The 20,816-nt window shown below is 64.7% G+C and carries 17 protein-coding genes; 8 read left to right on the top strand and 9 right to left on the bottom strand.

Annotated elements, in window-relative coordinates:
• Positions 1 to 3: 3 nt before the first annotated feature.
• Complete coding sequence (gene kduI, locus AC0MRV_RS05545) at positions 4 to 834, bottom strand: 5-dehydro-4-deoxy-D-glucuronate isomerase (protein WP_472763442.1); 831 nt, start codon at positions 832 to 834, stop codon at positions 4 to 6.
• A gap of 100 nt (positions 835 to 934) precedes the next feature.
• Positions 935 to 3,997 (bottom strand): TonB-dependent receptor, encoded by a 3,063-nt coding sequence (locus AC0MRV_RS05540; RefSeq protein WP_472763441.1) that lies wholly within the window; start codon positions 3,995 to 3,997, stop codon positions 935 to 937.
• Positions 3,998 to 4,262: 265 nt separating this feature from the next.
• Here AC0MRV_RS05540 and AC0MRV_RS05535 point away from each other — a divergent pair, with 265 nt between their 5' ends.
• Entirely contained in the window at positions 4,263 to 5,021 is a 759-nt protein-coding gene (locus AC0MRV_RS05535; protein WP_472763931.1) for an IclR family transcriptional regulator, read from the top strand.
• A 32-nt stretch (positions 5,022 to 5,053) separates the two neighbouring features.
• Here the strand turns inward: AC0MRV_RS05535 and AC0MRV_RS05530 are convergent, their stop codons facing one another.
• Complete coding sequence (locus AC0MRV_RS05530; RefSeq protein WP_472763440.1) at positions 5,054 to 6,058, bottom strand: PIN/TRAM domain-containing protein; 1,005 nt, start codon at positions 6,056 to 6,058, stop codon at positions 5,054 to 5,056.
• A 110-nt stretch (positions 6,059 to 6,168) separates the two neighbouring features.
• On the opposite strand from AC0MRV_RS05530, the gene AC0MRV_RS05525 reads away from it, so the two are divergent.
• Positions 6,169 to 6,585, top strand: coding sequence for an EVE domain-containing protein (locus AC0MRV_RS05525; RefSeq protein ID WP_472763439.1), 417 nt, complete (start codon positions 6,169 to 6,171; stop codon positions 6,583 to 6,585).
• 4 nt (positions 6,586 to 6,589) lie between these two features.
• Here AC0MRV_RS05525 and AC0MRV_RS05520 read toward each other — a convergent pair whose 3' ends face one another.
• Positions 6,590 to 8,317 (bottom strand): formylglycine-generating enzyme family protein, encoded by a 1,728-nt coding sequence (locus AC0MRV_RS05520; RefSeq protein ID WP_472763438.1) that lies wholly within the window; start codon positions 8,315 to 8,317, stop codon positions 6,590 to 6,592.
• Positions 8,318 to 8,417: 100 nt separating this feature from the next.
• On the opposite strand from AC0MRV_RS05520, the gene AC0MRV_RS05515 reads away from it, so the two are divergent.
• The 4 genes from AC0MRV_RS05515 (at position 8,418) to AC0MRV_RS05500 (ending at position 12,018) form a co-directional block, all read left to right on the top strand.
• Entirely contained in the window at positions 8,418 to 9,266 is an 849-nt protein-coding gene (locus AC0MRV_RS05515; RefSeq protein WP_472763437.1) for a prephenate dehydrogenase, read from the top strand.
• Positions 9,267 to 9,392: 126 nt separating this feature from the next.
• Positions 9,393 to 10,688, top strand: coding sequence for a 3-phosphoshikimate 1-carboxyvinyltransferase (gene aroA, locus AC0MRV_RS05510; RefSeq protein WP_472763436.1), 1,296 nt, complete (start codon positions 9,393 to 9,395; stop codon positions 10,686 to 10,688).
• Positions 10,685 to 11,362, top strand: a complete 678-nt coding sequence (cmk, locus tag AC0MRV_RS05505; RefSeq protein WP_472763435.1) for a (d)CMP kinase — start codon at positions 10,685 to 10,687, stop codon at positions 11,360 to 11,362. Before aroA ends, cmk begins: the two co-directional genes overlap by 4 nt.
• Positions 11,359 to 12,018 carry a lysophospholipid acyltransferase family protein gene (locus AC0MRV_RS05500; protein WP_472763434.1) on the top strand — a complete coding sequence of 220 codons (660 nt, stop codon included), beginning with the start codon at positions 11,359 to 11,361 and terminating at the stop codon, positions 12,016 to 12,018. Before cmk ends, AC0MRV_RS05500 begins: the two co-directional genes overlap by 4 nt.
• On the opposite strand, the gene AC0MRV_RS05495 is transcribed toward AC0MRV_RS05500, so the two are convergent.
• On the bottom strand, positions 12,005 to 12,880 hold the full coding sequence (locus AC0MRV_RS05495; protein ID WP_472763433.1) for a hypothetical protein: 876 nt from the start codon (positions 12,878 to 12,880) through the stop codon (positions 12,005 to 12,007). The genes AC0MRV_RS05500 and AC0MRV_RS05495 overlap by 14 nt on opposite strands.
• A gap of 55 nt (positions 12,881 to 12,935) precedes the next feature.
• On the bottom strand, positions 12,936 to 13,907 hold the full coding sequence (gene trpS / locus AC0MRV_RS05490; protein ID WP_472763432.1) for a tryptophan--tRNA ligase: 972 nt from the start codon (positions 13,905 to 13,907) through the stop codon (positions 12,936 to 12,938).
• A gap of 78 nt (positions 13,908 to 13,985) precedes the next feature.
• Here trpS and AC0MRV_RS05485 point away from each other — a divergent pair, with 78 nt between their 5' ends.
• Entirely contained in the window at positions 13,986 to 14,804 is an 819-nt protein-coding gene (locus tag AC0MRV_RS05485; RefSeq protein WP_472763431.1) for an alpha/beta hydrolase, read from the top strand.
• Here the strand turns inward: AC0MRV_RS05485 and AC0MRV_RS05480 are convergent.
• Entirely contained in the window at positions 14,801 to 15,961 is a 1,161-nt protein-coding gene (locus AC0MRV_RS05480) for a lipid-A-disaccharide synthase (RefSeq protein ID WP_472763430.1), read from the bottom strand. The two genes, AC0MRV_RS05485 and AC0MRV_RS05480, sit on opposite strands and share 4 nt — an antisense overlap.
• A 93-nt stretch (positions 15,962 to 16,054) precedes the next feature.
• Entirely contained in the window at positions 16,055 to 17,053 is a 999-nt protein-coding gene (locus AC0MRV_RS05475) for a Gfo/Idh/MocA family oxidoreductase (RefSeq protein WP_472763429.1), read from the bottom strand.
• Positions 17,054 to 17,252: 199 nt separating this feature from the next.
• Here AC0MRV_RS05475 and ppdK point away from each other — a divergent pair, with 199 nt between their 5' ends.
• Entirely contained in the window at positions 17,253 to 20,066 is a 2,814-nt protein-coding gene (gene ppdK, locus AC0MRV_RS05470; protein WP_472763428.1) for a pyruvate, phosphate dikinase, read from the top strand.
• 60 nt (positions 20,067 to 20,126) lie between these two features.
• On the opposite strand, the gene AC0MRV_RS05465 is transcribed toward ppdK, so the two are convergent.
• Positions 20,127 to 20,771 carry a hypothetical protein gene (locus AC0MRV_RS05465; protein ID WP_472763427.1) on the bottom strand — a complete coding sequence of 215 codons (645 nt, stop codon included), beginning with the start codon at positions 20,769 to 20,771 and terminating at the stop codon, positions 20,127 to 20,129.
• Positions 20,772 to 20,816 lie beyond the last annotated feature (45 nt).

Below are 20,816 nucleotides of genomic sequence, written 5' to 3'. Positions count from 1 at the left end.
GGTTCAGGCGAGGTCGCTCATCGCGACCGCATCCATATCGGAAAACTCCTGATTCTCGCCGCCCATGCCCCAAACAAAGGCATAGGCGCCGGTGCCGGCACCCGAGTGGATCGACCACGAGGGCGAAATCACCGCGTCACCGTCGCGCATCACCAGATGACGGGTGGCGCGGGGTGGTCCCATGAAGTGCATGACCACGGAGTCCGGCGCGAGGCGGCAGTAGCAATACACCTCGGAGCGACGCAGATGGGTGTGCGGCGGCATGGTGTTCCACACGCTGCCGGGGGAGATCACGGTGAGACCCATGACCAGCTGGCAAGTGGTGACCACCCCGGGCGCGAAATATTTGTAGATGGTGCGTTCGTTGGCGGTCGCGGAACTGCCGAGGGTGTTGCCGGCCAAGTCGGCGGAACGCACAACCTGCGAGGGATGCGCCGCGTGCGCCGGGTAGCTGAGCAGATAAAACTGCGCCGGGCTCGCGGCATCGACCGAAGCAAAGATCGGCGTCGCTGCCCCGCGGCCCAGGTAGAGGCCATCCTGGGGCGCCAGGTCGTGGACCGTGTCACCGACCGTGACCGTGCCGGCCGCGCCCAGATTGATGATACCCAGTTCGCGCCGTTCGCAGAAACTGCCGGCGGCCAGATTTGGCGGCGTGCGCAGCGTGATGGCGTCGGCGGTGGGCACCACGCCACCGATCACCGTTCGATCCACGTCCCAATAATGGAGGCGCTGTTCACCCGGCCGGAAAAGGCGCGGCAACAAAAAGCGCTCCCTCAACTCGGCGGAGGTCAACCGATCAAAATCGGCTGGGTGGGAGTCGTGGAAGTGTTGCATGAAACGTGAAGAAAGTGGGACTCCGCGGCCCGGCCATCAAGGGTGATGGCCGGACCGGAAGTTTGATGGTTAGATGTTCAACCGGATTGCGGGGCGACGATCAGAACTTGCCCTTGATACCGATCGCATACTGCACGCCGAATTCTTCGGCCTGGTAATCGTGGGCGTAACCGGGCAGCTCGTTGCCGTAACGCTGCAGGAGCTGCTGCTCGTTGAGGACGTTGCGGGCGTTGAGGAACGCGGTGATGCGATCGTTGATCTTGTAGTCGAAGTTCACGTCGAGGTAGAGGCGCGCATCGTAATACTCCGCGCCATTCGTGCCGAGGCCCGAGCGGAAGGAGCGGAACTGTTCGCCGCGGTAGTTCCACTTGAACTTCGCGTTGAAACGCTTGCCGCCGTAGGAGACGCCCCAGTTGCCGGTCTTCTCGATGAAGCCCGAGAAGTCGGCGGTGTTGCTACCATCGAGATCGAGGAAGGTGCCGTTGGCAAAGACCGAGAAGTTCTTCCAGAAGCTCGGCAGCATGGTGAGCTGCTGCGAATAGTTGAACTCCCAACCCGTGATCTTGGCGTCGCCGGAGTTGAGCGAGGTGACGAGGTCCCAGCCGAGGTATTGATCGTCGAGGTTGTAATCGATCAGATCCTGCTGGTCGGCGAACCGGGCGGTGCCACCGAAGAAGTCGGTGATGTCCTTGTGGAACACCCCCAGCGAGAGGACGCCCGCCGGCTCGAAGTAATACTCCAGCGAGAGGTCGAAGTTGTCGCCGCTGTAGGGCTTGAGGCCGGTGTTGCGCACCGTGATCTCACCACCGGGTTCGCCCGCGATCGGGTTGTCGTAGGGATCAATGACGGTGCCCGGCAGGATCTGCGCAAAGTCGGGGCGACCGATCGTCTTGGCGTAAGCCAGGCGCAGGACGAGGTTGTCATTGAGGTTATAGACGAGGTGGGCACTCGGGTAGAAGCCGTCGTAGTCGCGGGAAACCGAGGCGGCGCGGCGCTGGTATTGCAGACGACGCTGGGTGGCCACGTCGTTGGTGAGCGGATTGCCGTTGGCGTCGAGGTGCCCGTCCGGGTTGTAGAGGAAGCCGATGCCATCGATCTCGGTCTTCTCGTAACGCACGCCGGTGAGGAATTTCATCCGACCGTCCATGAGCGTCCAATCGCCCTCGAGGTAAGCCGCCGAAACCTTCTCCGTGAGGTTGTAGTCGTTCTGCGCGCGATTCTGCCAGTTGTTGACGTTGGCCTGGAAGTAATCGGGGTGCGCGAGGAAGTGCTGGTAGACCTTGTAGGGGTCGATGTATTGCGGCGCAGGCAGGCCCCAGTGCGGGTCCTGGTTCACGTAAATTTCGTCCATGAACGGAGCCGCCCAGTCATCGTTGGTCTCGGCCCGGCCGTCCGGGCCCACATAGTTGTAGTCGTCCTGGCGACGAATGATGTCGCGCTCCTGCTCTCGCACATTGACGCCGGCCTTGAGGTCGAACGGCACGGCGAGTTCCAGGTGCTTGGTCACATCGACATTGAAGCCGGTGAACTCATCCCAGGAGTCGAATTGCTGGGAACGCACGGACCGCAGCTTGTAGTTGTTCAGGTCCGTCCAATCGACGGTGGCCCCGCTGCCGTTCACGATGGTCATCGTCGGCGCATTGATGCCGTTCACGTTGTCATGGCGCACGGTGAGCGAGCGCACCCGGGTGTTCACGCCGGAGAAGTGACCGTTGTCGATGTCGCGATACTTGTTGGTCGCGTAGGAGTAGTAGGCCCCGGCGTTCACCTCGAGATCATCGCCATAGAACTTCCAGTTCAGGTTGGCGTGATTGGTGGTGCCGAACTTGTTGCGGAACGACATGCCGCCGGTGACTTCGCCCGCGCCGGAACGGCCCTGGGTGTAGTCGGCGCCGAAACTGCCGGTCGGGACATTGGAGCCGGCGTTGATGTTGTAGTTACGATTGCCGAAGAAGGAATCGTAGTCGTTCCACTGATACCCGAAGCTCAGCACACTGCGATCGGTGACCTTCCAGTCGAGGTTGAGGCCGATCGAGTCGCGGCGGGTTTCCTTGGGTCCATCCTGCACGGTGTAGGTGCGCATGTAGGGCGTCTCCACGCTGGCGCCGCCGCCGCTGGTTTGCCAGGTGGCGCGGGAACGGTGCTGCTCATTGAACTGATCGGAATGCAGCCCGTTGAGAATGAAGCCGAAGGAGGCGCTGAGCGGATTCGAGTAGCTGAAGTCGAAGCCCGGGCGAACCTTGTAGGTGCGCTCCACCGACGGTCCCGGCGTGCGGCTGAGGGTCAGGTCCTCGTCGCTGATGCTGGTGTAGACGCGGTATTCGAACTCCGCCTTGTCGCGCTCAAAGGCGTTCTTCGACACGAGGTTGACCGAGCCACCGAGGGAGTCGGCCGGCATGGATGGTGTCGGCACCTTCACGACCTCGAGGCGGGCCACGTTGTTCATCGACACCTGCTCGAGCTCAAAGGAACGGCTGGCGCCCGACGAAGCCGCGCTGGCCATGCGGTTGCCATCGACGTTCACCGAGGTGAAGGCCGAGCCGAAACCGCGCACCGAGACCGAACGCACGTCGGCCGCCACGTAATCGACCGAAACACCGGGCAGGTATTTCAGGAACTCACCGGGATTACCCTCGGTCACGTCGCCAAAAGCATCGGCTGAAACCACGTTCTTGAGGTTGGTGGAGAAACGCTGCTCGTTGATGGCGACGGCATCGTTCGCCTGCTCGGTCGCTTGCACAATAAACTCCGAGAGCAGGACGGTGTCGACATCCGTATCGCCGGTGAGCGCGGAGTCGATGAGGGCGACGTTTTGCGCAACGGTCTGACCCGCCGCAGCGGAGACCGTGACGGTTTTGGTGTCGAGGCCGGTGTAGAACACCTCGAGGGTCACTTCACCGGCAGGCAGGCCGGTGAGACGAAATTCGCCGTAGGAGTTGGTGAACACCGTCTTGCCCGTGCCGACCGCGGTCACCCGGGCATTGTTGAGATAACTTCCGGTGACCGCATTGCTGATGCGGCCGGTGATGGCGGCCGCGCCGTCTTGGGCCTGCAATGCAGGCAAAGTCACGAGGAGGGCAAAAAGCGCCATGAAAATGACGCGCGAATAGGCGAAACGAGCGAACAACGCGGTTCGCACTCGCGGGAACGAGTTTTCCGACATGGTAGGTTGGTGGCAGGGGTTGGGGTCTGGGGGCTACCTCGGCTGTCGTAGGACAGGGGCAACACACTTTCACATTTGAAAGTTAGGGTCACCATTGAACCCACAATCCAATCCGTCAACGCATGTTTATTCGTTTTTGAATCCCTACTTCACATTTGAACTTTTTGCGCCATCGCGCCGTCCTTTCAGTCCTCCCAAAATTCAATCATCAAATCTAGGTTCAAACTTGAACTCGATCGGCTTATCTGGCCGTCTTTGTTCAATAGTGGACGAAAAGTATATTATCCCTAATCTCAGGAATGCTTGCCGAGTTCTTAAACTTATAGGCCAAGAGAACCGGGGTTACAAAATCACCGAGCTGGCGAAACCACTGGGTATCCCCTCAACCACCGCGTTGCGGATCACGACGACGCTCGAGTCGCAGGGTTTCCTGAGAAAAGAGGCCGGACTCTACTTCCTCGGCCCGGTGCTGATCCATCTTGGGAGCCGCACCTTGGCCGACACTGAGCTGCGCGATCTGGCCCTGCCGGTCCTGGAGAAACTCAGCAAAACCACCGACGAAACCGCGCACCTCGCCCTCCCCTGCGACGATCGCTCGCTCATCGCCGCAGTCTGCGACAGCCCCCACCCGCTGCGGGCCGCCTCCAGCCCCGGCACCCTCACCGACCTCTACGCCTCCGCCACCGGGAAGGTTTTCCTCGGTTTCCTCCACCGTTCGCGCATCGGCGAGATCATGGAACGCTTTCCCCCGAAGGCTCGCACCTCCAAATCGCTTACGACCCTCGCCGAGCTCGAAGCCGCCGCCGACGAAACCCGGGAGCGCGGTTTCGGCCTTGATGACGAGGAGTTCAATCACGGCGTGCGTTGCCTGGCCGCGCCGGTGGTCAACGCCAAGGGCGATCTGGTCGCGGCCATGGGCATCACCGCGGCAACCTTGCGCTTCACCTCCGAGCGCATTCCCGAAATGGCCCAAAAAGTCATCGCCGCCGCGAACGAGCTATCCCGTCTGATCGGCCACCACTGATTCACGCCGGGCCCAGCCCACACCCGGCACCGTCAGTCATTGGGGCCCATCAAGCGCGCGAAGATCAACTTCCCGCCCGCCGAGGGCAGGATGCTGGTGATGCCGGCCGTGACGCGCGAGCCGACCATCGATCGCGCCTCCTCGACCACCACCATCGAGCCATCCTCGATGTAACCAACCCCTTGGTGCTCCTCCCGGCCGGTCTTCACCAGATCAATCTCGATTGTCTCGCCCACCAGCAACTCGCGGCGGATGGACTTGGCCAAGGCGTTGAGGTTGAGCCACGGCACGCCGTGAAACTCGGCCATTTTCGCGAGATTGTAGTCGGTGGTGAGCAGCTTGGCCTTCATCGATTGCGCCAGGAACACCAACTTGGCCTCCACCTCCTCGGCTTTCGCCTCACTTTCGTGGATGCGCAGGTCGAGTGTCTTGATGCGGCGCAAACCCGCCAGCACTTCGAGACCGCGCCGACCGCGGGCCTGTTTGCCCATCTCGGTCGAATCGGCCACCCGCTGCAGCTCTTCGAGCACAAAGCGAGGGATGATGAGCGCGCCGCTCAGAAAACCGGTTTCGCAAATGCGGGCGATGCGCCCATCCACCAGGGCGCTGGTGTCCACCACCACCACCGGAGAATCCACCTCGTGCGGCACAAAACGCACGTAGGGGATCACGAGATTGAACTCATCCTTCCCCCGCAGCGCGATCACCGTGCACACGTAGGTGACGACGAGAAACAGGGTCAGTCGCGACAGATAGATGATCTGCTCGTCGCCGCGCACGAACAGCGGCGACGTGCCCAGCAGGTAGGAAATGACCGATCCCACCGCCAGACCGAAGGTCAGCGCCGACAATCCCCGCAGCGAAAAGCCTTTCAGCATCAGGTCGACCAACACCACCAACACGCCGATCAACATGCCGACGAACATGCCGATGATGCGGTATTCGTCCCACTCCCGCACGGAATAGCACACGAGCCAACCCGCCGCCGCGCAGAGCGCGATGAAAACAATGCGGATGGGCAGGAGCGTGCGGTTCATTTTCGCCTAGGAAAGCAACTCGGAGCGGAATATCCAACAAATGCGTAAGTTTGACCTTTGTCGGGACATGCCCACCGGTGGACCGGCAAACACACTGTCCCCACTTTCTCATGACAACCCAATACTGGCTCGTTAAACAGGAACCCGAAAAGTATGCTTGGCAGGATCTGCTCAAGGACCGCACCACCGATTGGGACGGCGTAAGAAACTACCAGGCCCGCAACAACCTGCAGGCCATGCGCCAGGGCGACCAGGTCCTGTTCTACGCCAGCGTCAGCCTCAAGGAAGTGCAGGGCATCGCCACCGTGTCCAAGACCGCCTACCCCGACCCGACGACCGACGACGAGCGCTGGGTCGCCGTGCAGCTCAAGGCCGGCCAGACGCTGCCCAAACCGGTCACCCTTGAGCAGATCAAAGCCGACGCCCGCCTCGCCGACATCGCCCTCATCAAACAAAGCCGGCTCTCCGTCATGCCCCTCCGCAAGGCGGAGTTCGATCGCATCCTCAAACTGGGCGGCGTGAAATAAGCGCTCAGGGCGCCACGCCGGTCTCCACCACGACCCGAAATCCAAGATGCCGCGCCCGGTCCGAGCGCGGCATTTCCGTGACCGGCAGCGCCGCCAACACTTCGAGGTCATCCAAATAACTGCCGCCGGCCACCGGCGCCGGTTCCCGCCCCACGTCACCAGCCGGCGCATCGAGCCATTCGGCGACATTGCCGATCAGGTCGAAGAACCCCGCGCGGTTGGGCGCGCCCGCCGCCATCGCCCGACTCTCCGAAGGAGCGTCCCCCCGCAGCGTCACCGCTTCCTCCGCCGCGGCTCGCGCCTCGGCGAGTCCACCCACTGCGATGACAAACTCCGCCTGCCGCGGCAGGCGCACCGGCCGCCCCAGCATCCACCCCAACCGCTCGCAAAACTGCCGCGCCTCGAACCAACTCACCGAATCCACCGGAAACGCCCGGCCGACCCGTCGACTGGGGTTCGTCTTCATCACCTGCAGATAAAGCGATTGGGGCACCTCGGTCTGCAGCAAGCGAAACTCCCCCACCCCTGGCAGCGGTCGCAAACGCTCGAACACCGCGTCCTGCACCTCCGCCAGCCGATCGCGTTGCGACGCCAAAAAACTGAACTTCAGGCCCAGGGCCGGATCCAGTTGCTCACTCTTCGGCAGGTGCTGCTGCAGATCCTCAATCTGTGCCATCGCCGCATCGATCGCCGCCACCGCCGACTCCACCTCCCGCAGACCCAGATGCCGCCCAATCTCGCGGTCGAGTTCCCGTAAACGCCGCAGGCGCGGCAGACTCGCCGCGGTCTGCCGTTTCGCCTCCAACTCCTCGACCCGCGCCGATGACAAAAAACGACTGCGCGGAAACTCCGCGTTCACCCGCTCCTGAATCTGCCGCGCCTCGGCAAAGGCCGCCACCGCGGCTTTGTCGTCGTCGGCCGCCAAGGCCGCATCCCCTTCCGCCTCTCGTTCATCGACGGTCATCGCCACCGCCGCCGCGTCGAGCGAAGCCAGCTCCCGCTCGATCTCGCCCAGGCGCAGCGTGTTCGCGTATTTCGTTTTTGAATACTCAGCGTTGAGGGTGGTCTGCCCCGCCTTGGCCACCGCGTAGGCGGAAAGTGCCCGCGCCCAATTTTCCGCCGCCACCGCCTCCCGGCCGGCCGTCAGCGCGCTCTCCACCTCCGCCGCGAGCGGCGCCGCTTCAAGTTCCGCCAGCGCCACTTCCAACCGCGTTTCCAAAACAAAGTTCTTCGCCGCCGGTCCGGCCGCCGACCGGTTGACCTCGCGCTGCGCTTCCAACGCCGCCTGCCAGTGCCGCGCGGCCTCGCTCGTTTCGCCCTCCGCCAGCGCGCGCTCCCCCGCCGCCTGCTCCGCCCGGATCCGGTCGCGCAGCCGCCGGGCCCGTGCATCGGCCAGTTGCCGCTCGATCCCCGCCAACTGACGCGCATCAGCCCCACCATTTGCGCCCCCGGCCGCGAGAATCGATTCCTGCAAGTCACGCGCCTGCTCCAGGCGCGCAATCTCGTCCTCCGCCCCGCCGGCCCCCACTTCGGCCAGGATGGCCTCCACCTCGATTCGACGGGCGGCGATTTCTTGATCATCCGTCGCGCCCCGTCCGACCGCCCCCGCCCCCTGCGGGCCCAACGAGCTCAACCACCACCACAAGCCACCGACCACCCCCAGCCCGATCGCGATGAGCACGAACCGGCCACTGCTCTCCCACACCCGGTAGCGGGTTCGTTTTCGATTCACGTAAGGCATGGTCCGCGCGACACAAGCACCCCCCCGTGAAAAATCAACGACCCAAGGGCGGACTCGACAAAGCCCGTCCCGGTCCGTTTCACAACCTGTGGTGGTCAACAACCTCGTCATCCTTGCTCCTGGTCTGCTCGGCGGCTCCGTCGCCCAGGCTGCCCGTGCCCGCGACGCCGCCCGGCACATCACCATCTGGGCGCGCCGCCCCGAGGTGAGACTGGCCCTCGCCGAACAACCGTGGTGCGACGCCGTGGCCGATTCCCCCGAGGCCGCCGTCGCCGCCGCCGACCTGGTCGTCATCGCCGCGCCGGTCACCCGCATCAACGACCTCGTCGACCGCATCGCGCCCCACCTGCCCGCCACCGCCACCGTCACCGACGTGGGCAGCGTGAAGGCGGAGATCTGCCGCCACGGCCACACCGCCCTGGCGACCGGCGGTGCGACCTTCATCGGCTCCCACCCCATGGCCGGCAGCGCCCTCACCGGTTGGGAGCACGGCGACCCGGAACTCTTCCACGACCGCACCTGTTTCGTCACCCCGCACGGCGAGCCCGACGACGCCCGCCTGACCGCCCTGGTCAAATTCTGGCGCGACCTCGGCAGCCGTGTCGTGACCCTCGCCCCCGACCAGCACGACGAAATCGTCGCCCACATCAGCCACCTCCCTCAGGTCATTGCCACCAGCCTCGGTAACGTCCTCCACGGCAAACCGGCCAACTGGTCGCAGTTCGCCGGCAACGGCCTGCGCGACACCACCCGCATCGCCGCCTCGGACGCCACCATGTGGATCGATATCCTCCAGCAGAACCGCGACGAAATCCTCCGCGCCCTCAACGCCTGCGAAGACGAACTCCATCACTTCAAGTCCGCTCTCGCCAACCGCGATTGGACCACCCTCCGCGCCCGCCTCGAACGCGGCAAAACCTGGCGCGACTCCCTCACCTGATCGAACCCACTTGTCACTTACTAAGTGACAAACTCCATCCCCGCCTTGGCGTCCGCGGTGAGTGGCGGTTTACCCGACCCATCTTTCTCGTTCTCTTTCTTGTTCTGGTTCTCTTCCCTGTTCCGCTTGAGCACGCTGCCCGACCTGCTTCCCATCACCCCCTTCACCGCGCCGGCGCGCGGCGAGGTGATCCTGCCCGGCTCCAAGAGCCTCACCAACCGCGCCTTGTTGCTGGCCGCCCTCGGCAACACGCCCGTCACCCTTTCCGGCGCGCTGTTCAGCGAGGACACCCGCCTCATGGCCGCCGCCTTGCGCGCCCTCGGCTGCACCGTCGAGGCCGATGAAGACGCCCTCACGCTGCGCGTCTCCAATCAGGATCGTCTCTTTCAATCCGACGCCCCGGTCGAACTCTTCGTCGGTCTCGCCGGCACCGCCGCCCGTTTTCTCACCGCGCTCTGCGCCGCCGCGCCGCGCGGCGTCTACCGGATGGATGGCGTCGAACAGATGCGGAAACGACCAATGGCCGGCCTCATCGACGCCCTGCGCACGCTTGGCGCCGACGTGCGCTGCCCCGGCGAGGAAGGTTTCTTTCCGCTCGAGATCCACGCCCGCGGACTCACCGGCGGCAGCCTCGAGCTCGATGCCTCCGCCAGCAGCCAATTGCTGTCCGCGCTGCTGATGGTCGCACCGAGCGCCACCGGCCCCATCGACATCCAATTGGTCGGCCAGGTGCGTTGGACCTTTGTGGAAATGACGCGGCGGCTCATGGCCGAGTTTGGCGTCGAACTGCCCGCCGCCATCGACGGTCGCTTTCGCGTCACACCCGCCGCCTACACGCTGCCCGAACACCACGTCATCGAGCCCGACGCCACCGCCGCATCCTACTGGCAGACCCTGCCCCTGGTCGTCGGCGGTGAACTCGCCTTTCCCGGCCTGCGCCCGCCCGGGGCCGGCCTGCAGGGCGACGCGGCCTACGCCGAGGTCTTGCAACGCGTCGTCGCCCGCCCCCCCGGCGACCTGCTCGACGAGGACTTCCGCGAAATCTCCGACACCTTTCTCACCCTCGCCGCCCTCGCCCCGTTGCTCAAAGGTCCGACCCGCATCACTGGCATCGCCCACACCCGCCACCAGGAAACCGATCGCGTCGCGGGCATGGCCACCGAGCTCCGTCGTCTCGGGCAGGATGTCGTGGAGGAGGAGGACAGCCTGCTCATCACGCCACGTCCCCTCCTCGCCGGCCAAACGATCCAAACCTACGGCGACCATCGTTTCGCCATGAGCTTCGGCATTCTCGGCTGCCATGACCTGCGCGGCGACGGCACGCCCTGGCTCTCGATCGAGCAGCCCGACGTGTGCGCAAAAACCTTTCCGCACTTTTTTGGGTTGCTGGAGTCGGTCCGCGAAAAATCCTCTGCGAGGTGACCGACTCCTCGTTCATCATCGTCGCCATCGATGGCGGCGCCGCCTCCGGCAAATCCTCGACGTCCCGCGCGCTCAGCGAGCGCTTCAACCTCCTGCACGTCGACACCGGATCCTTCTACCGCACCATGACGGCGGAGCTGCTGCGCACCGGCCTGACCGCGGGTGACGAGGCGGGCATCGCCATCGCCGCCCAGGCCCTGCCGCTCGAAACCGCCGTGGACGGCCGTCGCGCCAACATGAAGATCAACGGCCGCATCGTGCCCGACGCCGAGATCCGCACGCCCGAGGTGAACGCCAACGTCTCGCACTTCGCCGCCGTGCCCCAGCTGCGGCAGGCCCTGCTCGATTACCAACGCGGTCAGGCCGACGTCGCCCGCGCCCACGGTTTTCGCGGACTCGTGATGGAAGGCCGCGACATCGGTTCGGTCATCTTCCCCGACGCCGATTTCCGCTTCTTCCTCCACGCCGATCCCGAGGAACGCGCCCGCCGTCGCGCCGCCGAAGGGCAGACCGATTCGATCGCCGAGCGCGATCGCCTCGACACCTCGCGCAAGACCGCGCCCCTCGCGTGCCCGGCCGGTGCGACCGACATCGACAGCACCCACCTCACCCTGCCCGAGGTCGTCGATCTGCTCACCGAGCACCTTTCCACCCGTCTTTCCCCGGTCACATGAGCCAGGCGTTTCCGCAGGTCGACATGACACCGGTGTATGGGGTTTCCCACTACATCTTCAAGACGCTGCACGGCATGCTGTTTCGCGGCGACGTGGTCGGCCTCGAGAACATTCCGGCGACCGGTGGCTTCCTCTTCGCCGCCAATCACGCCAGCCACCTCGATCCGCCCGCCATCGGCTGCCAGGTGCCGCGGCAGATCGCGTTTTTTGCCCGCAAGACCCTGTGGAAGGGTGGCTGGGCAAGCTGGTGGATGGACCAGGCTGGCTGCATCCCGGTCGACCGTGACGGCGGCTCCGATGTCTCGGCCATCAAGCGTGTGCTGAAAACCCTGCGAGAAGGCCGCGCGCTCATCCTCTTCCCCGAAGGCACCCGTTCTGCCGACGGTGAGCTGCAGACGCCCAAGTCCGGTGTCGGCATGATCGCCTGCAAGGCCAACGTGCCGGTCGTGCCCGTGCGCATCTTCGACTCCCACGTCGCCTGGGGTCGCGGCAGGTTTCTGCGCCCCGGGGTGCCGGTCACGATCGTCTTTGGCCAACCGGTGACCGTCGCCGAGCTCGACGATGCTTCCGCCGGCAAGGAACGCTACCAGGTCGCGAGCGAGCGTATCATGACCCGCATCGCCGCCCTGCCCCGCCCGCCGGTCACGGTGATCTAACCGGCAGCGGTGCTTCGTCCACCACTTCGGTGTCGCCGATCTCAACCTCGCCCTTGCGGCGATCGATCACTTCGCGGTGCCGCACCAGTCCGTCACTCTGGCGCCCAAAGAGCGGTGCACCTTGGCGCAGCAACGCGGGCACGGTCTCGGCGAAACGATTGCCGGGTGAACGCACGCTCATGCGGGTGACCCAGCGCAAGGTGCCCGGACCGCCGCGGCGCAGCTCCGCGTAGTCCCAGGCCATGAGCACGACGAAGTAGCGATTCTCGGCCAACTCCGCCTTCATGGTGCGTTCGTCCTCGCTGGCGAAGTAGCGCTTCTCCTCCTTTTCGAGGCTGCCCTGGTAGCCCAGCAACTCGGCGTTGGTGCGACGCGACTGGGCGGCGAGCGTGCCGGTCATGGCGTCCTGGCGTTTGAGTTCGTTGAGCCGGCCCGGGTCGGCGTTGCCCGCTTCATCGGCGTTCGCACGGTAGTCGTTCAAAGCCTGATTGTAGGCCTCAGCCATGTAGTCGGCCATCGGGTCCTCGTAGACCTCGGTTTCGCCCCAATGCACCACGATCAACAAATCGGCGTTTTCGATGCCATCGGCCGGCCAATACTCCTGCTCGGCCAGCGCCGGGGCCAGGGCTTTCAGCACCAGGTCAAACTGCGCATCGGCCGTCTGCGCATCACGGCCGGCACCGAAGTTTTGGCCCTTGGAAATGACGTAGCTCTGCGGTCGCAACGCACCGTCGGCATCCTCGCGTTCGTAACCAGGGGAGGCCGTCGCTGTCACCACGACGTAGTTGGTCGCGGCGCGGGTGGCACTGACCGCGAAACCCAAAATCAACACTCCACCGAAGAGACGCAGGGACGAAAGCATGCCCGCGACCTGCGCCCAAAATCGACGAAACGCAATGCGCGCGAAATTCGGTCGGTCAAATCAACCCGCAGGCCTTCCGGGCGCGGGTCATCACGTCGTGCGCCACCGCGCGGGCTCGCTCGGCGCCGTCACGCAGCACCGCTTCAACCTGACCGAGATCGGCCTCGAGTTCGGCGCGGCGGGCACGGGCCTCGCGGAAGAATTCCCAGTAGTGTTCGAAGAGCGCCTTCTTAAGGTCGCCGTAACCGAAGCCGCCGGCCATGAGCTGATCCATCGTTGCGCGATAGGTGTCGACCGGGGCGAAGAACTTGAGCAATTGCGAGGCGGGCAACTGTTCGCCGTCGGGCTTCGGTTCCTCGCGCGTGCGGCTGTCCATCACGATGGACATGATCTTCTTCTTGAGGACCTTCTCCTCGCCGAAGATGGGCAGCGTGTTGTTGTAGCTCTTGCTCATCTTCTGACCGTCGAGGCCGGGAATGACCGCCACCTCCTCGGCGATCGACGGCTCGGGCACCACGAAGGTTTCGCCGTAGGTCTGGTTGAACTTGATGGCGATGTCGCGGGTCATCTCGAGATGCTGCTTCTGGTCCTTGCCCACCGGCACGACGGTCGTGTCGTAGAGCAGGATGTCGGAGGCCATGAGCACCGGATAGGCGAAGAGGCCGAAGTTGGGCGCGATGCCCTTGGCGGTCTTGTCTTTGTAGCTGTGGGCGCGCTCCAGGAGGCCCATGGGCGTGAGCGAGCCGAGCAGCCAGGTGAGTTCGCAGACCTCGGGCACATCGCTCTGCTTCCAGAACACGCTCTTCACCGGATCGAGTCCGCAGGCCAGCCAATCCAGGGCAATACCGAGGGTGTTGGCGCGACGCTCGGCCGGATCGAAGACCGTCGTCATCGAGTGGTAGTCGGCGATGAAGTAATAACACTCGCCCAAATCCTGGGCGGCGATCGCCGGGCGCATGGCGCCGAAATAGTTGCCGACATGCAGGGTGCCGGAGGGAGTGATGCCAGTGAGCGTGCGGGTGGGCATGGTCGCGATTCGTTCTCGTTCTCTTGCTCGTTCTCTTTCTCGATAAAAACGAGCCCTCGAACGAGAACGAGAATGCCCATGAGAACGAGAAAGAATTTTGCCGGCCTCACCCTCGCCGCCTGCCTGAGCGCCAGCCTGGCCTTCGCCGCAGGGTCCCTGCAGCTCAGCGTCCGTGAGACCAACATCCTGCAAATCGCCACCACCCCGGAGGAAGCTCAGCTCCTCGCCGCCGGCGGCGCGGGACAACCCGAGGTCGTGCTCATCGGCCTGGCCCTGCCCGACGGCTTCGATCCCGCGTCCCCCACGCCGGTCCTCTTCACCTCGGTCACCGGCGACCCCTACCAATCCAACCTCAAGGAAATGGAGGTCTACCGCGAACGCGCCCTCGACCGCGGCTGGATCGTGCTCACCGGCCAGCCCCACCCCTGGCCCGACCGGGAGCAGGACACGGTCACGAGTCGCCGCGCCGCGTGCCTCGCCGCCTTTCGCACGCTGGCCGACCTCTTTCCCGCCAGCCGGGATTGGCCCACCGCCTTCGCCGGATTCTCCGGAGGCTCCAAGATGTCCCAACTCCTCGCCGGCAGTGCGATCGCCCAAGGCCGCCACGTCGTCGGCGCCTACATGTCGGGCTGCAACGAGAACAAGTGGGTGGACATCATCGATGCCTACGATCCCGACCGCGAGGCGCTCAAGGACATGGGCTACTTTCTGAGCTCCGGAAAATTCGATCAGGTCTCTTCCCGCCAACAGATGAAAGACGTGCGCACGACCCTGCGCAAAAAAGGCGCCCGCAACGTTCGCCTCGAATATTTCGACGGTCCGCACGCCAACTACCTGCCGCACCTCGACGAGGCCTTGGCGTGGTTTGAGGAACTGATGAAGGCGGACCGCGATTAACGCGCGGCCCGCAGCTGCGCCAACATCCACTGCGTCGCGTCGGCTTTCGCCTCGACCGCCAGCATCGCACGAAGCTTGGCCGCCAAGGCCGCCGTGCGCGTGCGCCGCGTTTCATCGGCGAGCGCCAGTTCCAGTTCCCGGCCCAAAGCCTCCGCCGTCGCCGCGCCCTGGATGTATTCGGGATACATCTCCTCCTTCAACAGGAGGTTCGCGATGCCGAGATACTCCACCTTCACCAGCATCCGACCGAGCCAGTAGGTGAGCGGATCGGTTTTGTAGGTCACGACGCCGGGAATGCCGGCCAAGGCGCAGTGCATCGACATCGTGCCGCTGGTCGTCAGCACCGCCGCAGCCCCGATCGCGTCGCCCGCTTCGTTGGTCTTCACCAAGCGCACGCTTTCGGGTGGACTCGCCGCGCGCAGCGTTTCGAGAATCCCATCGCTCGGATAAAGTGTGAGGGCCTCCCGTGTTCCGCTCAGCCGCGCAAACGCCGCCAACATCACCGGCCAAAGGCGCTTCACCACCCCGGTGCGACTGCCCGGCAAGAGCAGCACCGGCCCGGCCGGATCATAACGCACCGGCGGCGCGTAATCAGGCGCCACGAAAGGATGCCCCACAAACTCCACCGGCAGCGACGTGTCGGCATACACTTCGCGCTCAAACGGAAAAATCGACGCGAGCCCGTCAAGGTGCTCCGCCATCGCAAACCGCCGTTTGGCGCGCGAAGCCCAAATCTGCGGAGAGATGTAATACAGCGCCTTGGTGTGACCACCGGCCTTGGCCGAATAACCCGCTTCGAACAGCCCCTTGGCGATGCGCAGATTGAGTCCGGACGAATCAACAAAACACACCGCGGCCGGGCGGTGTTCGCCGACCCAACGCACGACCTCCGCAATCAAGGTGCGGTAGAACGAGAGTTTGCCGAACACCGCGAAACCCATCGTCGACTGCGCCGTGAGATCCGCGAGCAATTGCGCCCCCGCCGCCGCCAACGCGGGTCCACCCAGCGCACACACGCGCCGCTCCGGCTCCGCCGCCAACACCCCCCGCACCATCCGCCCCGCGTGTTGGTCCCCCGAATGCTCCGCCGCCACCACCAACAGGTCGACCCGTCCCTCCGCGGGACTCGGCAAACGGTATGGCAGGGCATCACTCATGAAAAAAAAGACAAAACCACGGATGAACACGGATAAACACGGATACATCCGTCCCCCGATCTGTGTTTATCCGTGTTCATCCGTGGTAAAAACCTAGTCCTGCTTGGCCGCGCGGATTTGCTCCGTGATTGCGATCGCGACCTCGAGCGCCTGGCGGCCGAGCGCGCCGCCGACCTTGGGTTGTTGAGCCCGAGCCACGGTCTCGGTGAAATGCGCCAGCTCCAGCGCGAGCGGTTCACCCTTTTCGATGGGCACCGGCTCCAGCGGCAGCGCGCTGAGGTCGGTCGGATCGACCGCACCGGTGCGCAGTTTACCGGCATAATCCAGCAGACCGGTCGTGCGCACAAGGTGGCCGCTCTGGCGCATGAAATCGAAGGAGAAGTAACCGCTCTCCTGAAACACGCGGATCTCGCGCACCTTCTTCAGGCTCATGCGGCTGGTGCTCAGGTTGGCCACACACCCGTTTTCAAATTCGATCCGGGCGTTGGCGATGTCCTCGGTCTTGGAAACCAGGCTCACGCCGACGCTCTCGATCTTCTTCACCGGCGACTGCACCAACTGCAGCACGATGCCGATGTCGTGGATCATGAGATCGAGCACCACGCCGACCTCGGTGCCGCGCGGCGTAAAGGGCGCGAGCCGCTCCGCCGTAATGAACTTCGGCGCGACGACTTCCTTTTCCAAAAACCCCATCACCGGATTGAAGTGTTCGATGTGCCCCACCTGCACGATGCGGTCGTGCTCCCGCGCCGCGGCCAGCACACGCTCCGCCTCCGCCAGCGACGCACAGATCGGTTTCTCAATCATGAGATGGCAACCCGCCGCGAGCAGCGGCAGCGCCACCTTTTCGTGCAGGTCCGTCGGCACCACGACCGACACCGCATCACAGGCCGCGCCCAGTTCCTCCAGTGTAGCAAAGCGCTGGCAGCCATGGCGTCCGCAGATCTCCGCCGCGCGTTCGTCGCTGGTTTCGAAGATGCCGACGAACTCCACGTTCGGCAGGCTTGCATAGATCCGAGCGTGGTGTTGGCCGAGGGATCCCACCCCCGCCACGCCGCAACGCACTTTGGTCTCAGTCGAAGCTTCAGACATGGCCGCCATGCCACCCGCCGGCCCCAGCCAAGGCAATCCGCGAAATCGGCCCGCCGCGCCGTCCCCGCTCAACGCGAACTGCGATAACCGACGCTACTAGCCCCAAGCAGGCGTTGACACTCCCCCGGGCAACCCTATTCGCTGGACCTTTGCGTCTCCGGAGGACGTCTCCGTTTTCTCTCAATACCTGATCCAAAACATGGCATCCAAAACCCAAGCCAAAAAGACCGCCAAAAAGGTGGTTAAAAAAGCCGCGAAGGCCGTAAAAAAGGCCGTCGCCAAAACCAAATCCGCCGCCAAGGCCCCGAAGTATGTTTACTCCTGGGGCGATGGTAAAGCCGACGGCAATTCGACGATGAAGAACCTGCTCGGCGGCAAGGGCGCCAACCTCGCCGAGATGAGCCGCATCGGACTCCCCGTCCCCGCCGGCTTCACCGTGACCACCGAGGTCTGCACCTACTTCTACGATCACGGTCGCAAATACCCGACCGAGCTCCAGGCGCAGATCGAGGAAGGTGTGCGCAAGATGGAGAAGAGCATGGGCACCAAGTTCGGTGACGCCTCCGGCTTCCCGCTCCTCGTCGCCGTCCGCTCCGGCGCCCGCGACTCCATGCCGGGCATGATGGACACCATCCTCAACCTCGGTCTCAACGACGAGACCGTCGTCGCCCTCGAGAAGGCCACCAACAACCCGCGCTTCGCTTGGGACTGCTACCGTCGCTTCATCCAGATGTATGGCGACGTCGTGCTCGGCGTGCAGAAGCGCCCGGGTGAGGACCACGAGCCCTTCGAAACCGTCATCGAACACGCCAAGGCCGAGCTCCTCGGTGACGCCGATGCCGAAGACACCGCTTTCTCCGCCGACCAGCTCAAGGAGGTCATCGCCCGCTTCAAGAAGCTGGTGAAGGACCGCACCGGCAAAGACTTCCCGGCCGATCCGTGGAAGCAGCTCGAAGGCGCCATCGGCGCCGTGTTCGGCTCCTGGATGAACGACCGCGCGATCGTTTACCGCCGCAAATACAACATCCCCGCCGAGTGGGGCACGGCCGTCAACGTGCAGGCCATGGTCTTCGGCAACACCGGCAAGGAGTCCGGCTCCGGCGTCGCCTTCACCCGCGACCCCGCCACCGGTGAGAAGGTGTTCTACGGCGAGTTCCTCATGAACGCCCAGGGCGAGGACGTCGTCGCCGGTGTCCGCACCCCGGACCCCGTCGCCAAGCTCGCCAAGAAGCAGCCCGCCTCCCTCAAGGAACTCGAACGCATCCGCGCCGTGCTCGAGAAGCACTTCAAGGACATGCAGGACTTCGAGTTCACCATTCAGGAGGGCAAGGTCTACATGCTCCAGACCCGCAATGGTAAGCGCACCGGCGTCGCCGCCGTCCGCATCGCCTGCGAAATGGTGAAGGAGAAGCTCATCGACTGGAAGACCGCCATCACCCGCGTCCCGGCCGACCAGCTCGAGCAGGTGCTCGCCCCGATCTTCGACACCAAGGCCGCCAAGGCCGCGACCAAGATCGCCACCGGCCTGCCCGCCGGCCCGGGTGCCGCCACCGGCAAGATCTACTTCAACGCCGACCGCGCCGTTGAGGCCGCCGACAAGGGCCACAAGGTCCTGCTCGTGCGCGTCGAGACCTCCCCGGAAGACCTCCGCGGCATGATCGCCGCCGAGGGTATCCTCACCGCCCGCGGTGGAGTGTCCTCCCACGCCGCCCTCGTCGCCCGCCAGATGGGCAAGGTCTGCGTGTGCGGCGCCGCCGCCCTCCAGGTCGACTACGACTCCCGCACCCTCACGGTCGGCAAGCAGGTCTGGAAGGAAGGCGACTTCCTCTCCATCGACGGCACCTCCGGTTCCGTGTTCGCCGGTGAGGTTCCCACCGCTCCGTCCGAGGTCATCCAGGGCCTCATCAAGGGCAACAAGAAGGCCCAAAAGAGCGGCACCTACCAGAACTTCGTCCAGCTCATGGGCTGGTGCAAGAAGGTCACCAAGCTGCAGGTCCGCACCAACGCCGACACCCCCGAGCAGACCGCTCAGGCCGTCGCGTTCGGCGCCGTCGGCATCGGCCTCACCCGCACCGAGCACATGTTCTTCGAGGGCAAGCGCATCGACGCGATGCGGGAAATGATCCTCGCCGACAACACCGAGGCCCGCGAGGCCGCCCTCGCCAAGCTCCTGCCCTTCCAGCGCAAGGACTTCTTCGGCATCTTCAAGGCGCTGAACGGCTTCCCCGCCACCATCCGCTTCCTCGATCCGCCTCTGCACGAGTTCCTGCCCCACACCAAGGAGCAGCAGCTCGATCTCGCCCACACCCTGGGCATTCCGGTCGAGAAGATCATGACCCGCGTGGCTGAGCTCCATGAGTTCAACCCCATGCTCGGTTTCCGCGGCTGCCGTCTCGGCATCTGCTACCCGGAGATCACCCGCATGCAGGCTCGCGCCGTCATCGAGGCCGCCGTTGAAGCCAAGAAGAAGGGCATCAAGGCCAAGCCTGAAATCATGATCCCGCTCGTCGGTTTCGCCAAGGAACTCGAGATCCAGGTCGCCACGGTGCACGCCGAGGCCGCCGCCGTCATGAAGGAGCAGAAGACCAAGGTCAGCTACTCCGTCGGCACCATGATCGAGATCCCGCGCGGTGCCCTCACCGCCGACGAAGTCGCCAAGACCGCGGAGTTCTTCTCCTTCGGCACCAACGACCTCACCCAGACCACCCTGGGCATGTCCCGCGACGACTCCGGTTCCTTCCTCAGCCCCTACGCCGAGAACGAGATCCTGCCGAAGAACCCCTTCGCCTCGATCGACCAGACCGGCGTCGGTCAGCTCATGGAAATCGCCATCGCCAAGGGCCGCACCACCCGCCCCGACATCAAGCTCGGCATCTGCGGTGAGCACGGCGGCGATCCGGACTCCGTGAAGTTCTGCCACAAGCTCGGCCTCGCCTACGTGTCCTGCTCGCCTTACCGCGTGCCGGTCGCCCGCCTCGCCGCTGCCCAGGCCGCGGTCGCGGAAGCCAAGTAAGCACTCGCGAGTTCTTCCTCCCCTTCCAGCCCCGTCCCGCTCTGCGCGGACGGGGCTTTTTTATGCCTCGATTGGCAACACGGCGGCCGGCGGCGCGTCGGGCTCGAACCAGCGCTCCCGATTGCGCTGCAGCCAGCGCCATGCGTTGGGCAGGTAGAAGGCGATCACGAGCGCCTTCACGATCACGAGCCACCAGAGTCCGACCAGGATGGCGAAGACCGCGACGCCCAGCACCGCCACCACCGCGATCCCGAAACCCACCACACTCAACGCGTAGGTCCCGGCACTGGCCCCGGCGACAAACCGGCAGCCCGGCGCATGCCGACTGAGGTGGCGCAGCAAAGCCGTCATGAAAGCCACATAGTCGGTCGAGGTTTCGCGGAACTGCGCGAGCCCTTCGTAGGATCGATTGAAAAACGTCAGCGGTGCGCCTCGCCGCATCACCAAGCGACACCGGTAGCGGTTCGGCTCCACCCGCGTGGGGGCAAATTCCAGGCGCAGCTCGGTCACCTCCGCCAGCGTGATGCGCCGCACCTCCGCCCGCTCGGCGACGATCACGAGTTCCCCGCCGCGCAATTGCAGCTCCCACGTCGGCGTGAACGCGTCGTGGCGCGTCGTGTAAGCGCAGTTCACTCCGGTCGCCGGCAACGGCGGCGGGGCAAGGGTGGCGTGGGCAGGCAGCGGTGGCGGAGTCGAATCGCTCAAGGCCCCGCCACCCTAGCGCCCGCCGCCCCAAGCCACCATACGCAT

This window comes from Actomonas spartinae (genome assembly GCF_051209155.1).
Taxonomy (GTDB): Bacteria; Verrucomicrobiota; Verrucomicrobiia; order Opitutales; family Opitutaceae; genus Actomonas.
The sequence above is the reverse complement of the archived record's forward strand: the minus strand, read 5'-3'. Positions and strand labels throughout refer to the sequence as shown.

Coding starts and splice junctions, on each gene's coding strand:
- kduI (WP_472763442.1), bottom strand. CDS start 834: ATGCAACACTTCCACGACTCCCACCCAGCCGATTTTGATCGGTTGACC.
- AC0MRV_RS05540 (WP_472763441.1), bottom strand. CDS start 3,997: ATGTCGGAAAACTCGTTCCCGCGAGTGCGAACCGCGTTGTTCGCTCGT.
- AC0MRV_RS05530 (WP_472763440.1), bottom strand. CDS start 6,058: ATGAACCGCACGCTCCTGCCCATCCGCATTGTTTTCATCGCGCTCTGC.
- AC0MRV_RS05525 (WP_472763439.1), top strand. CDS start 6,169: ATGACAACCCAATACTGGCTCGTTAAACAGGAACCCGAAAAGTATGCT.
- AC0MRV_RS05500 (WP_472763434.1), top strand. CDS start 11,359: ATGAGCCAGGCGTTTCCGCAGGTCGACATGACACCGGTGTATGGGGTT.
- AC0MRV_RS05495 (WP_472763433.1), bottom strand. CDS start 12,880: ATGCTTTCGTCCCTGCGTCTCTTCGGTGGAGTGTTGATTTTGGGTTTC.
- trpS (WP_472763432.1), bottom strand. CDS start 13,907: ATGCCCACCCGCACGCTCACTGGCATCACTCCCTCCGGCACCCTGCAT.
- AC0MRV_RS05485 (WP_472763431.1), top strand. CDS start 13,986: ATGAGAACGAGAAAGAATTTTGCCGGCCTCACCCTCGCCGCCTGCCTG.
- AC0MRV_RS05480 (WP_472763430.1), bottom strand. CDS start 15,961: ATGAGTGATGCCCTGCCATACCGTTTGCCGAGTCCCGCGGAGGGACGG.
- AC0MRV_RS05475 (WP_472763429.1), bottom strand. CDS start 17,053: ATGTCTGAAGCTTCGACTGAGACCAAAGTGCGTTGCGGCGTGGCGGGG.
- ppdK (WP_472763428.1), top strand. CDS start 17,253: ATGGCATCCAAAACCCAAGCCAAAAAGACCGCCAAAAAGGTGGTTAAA.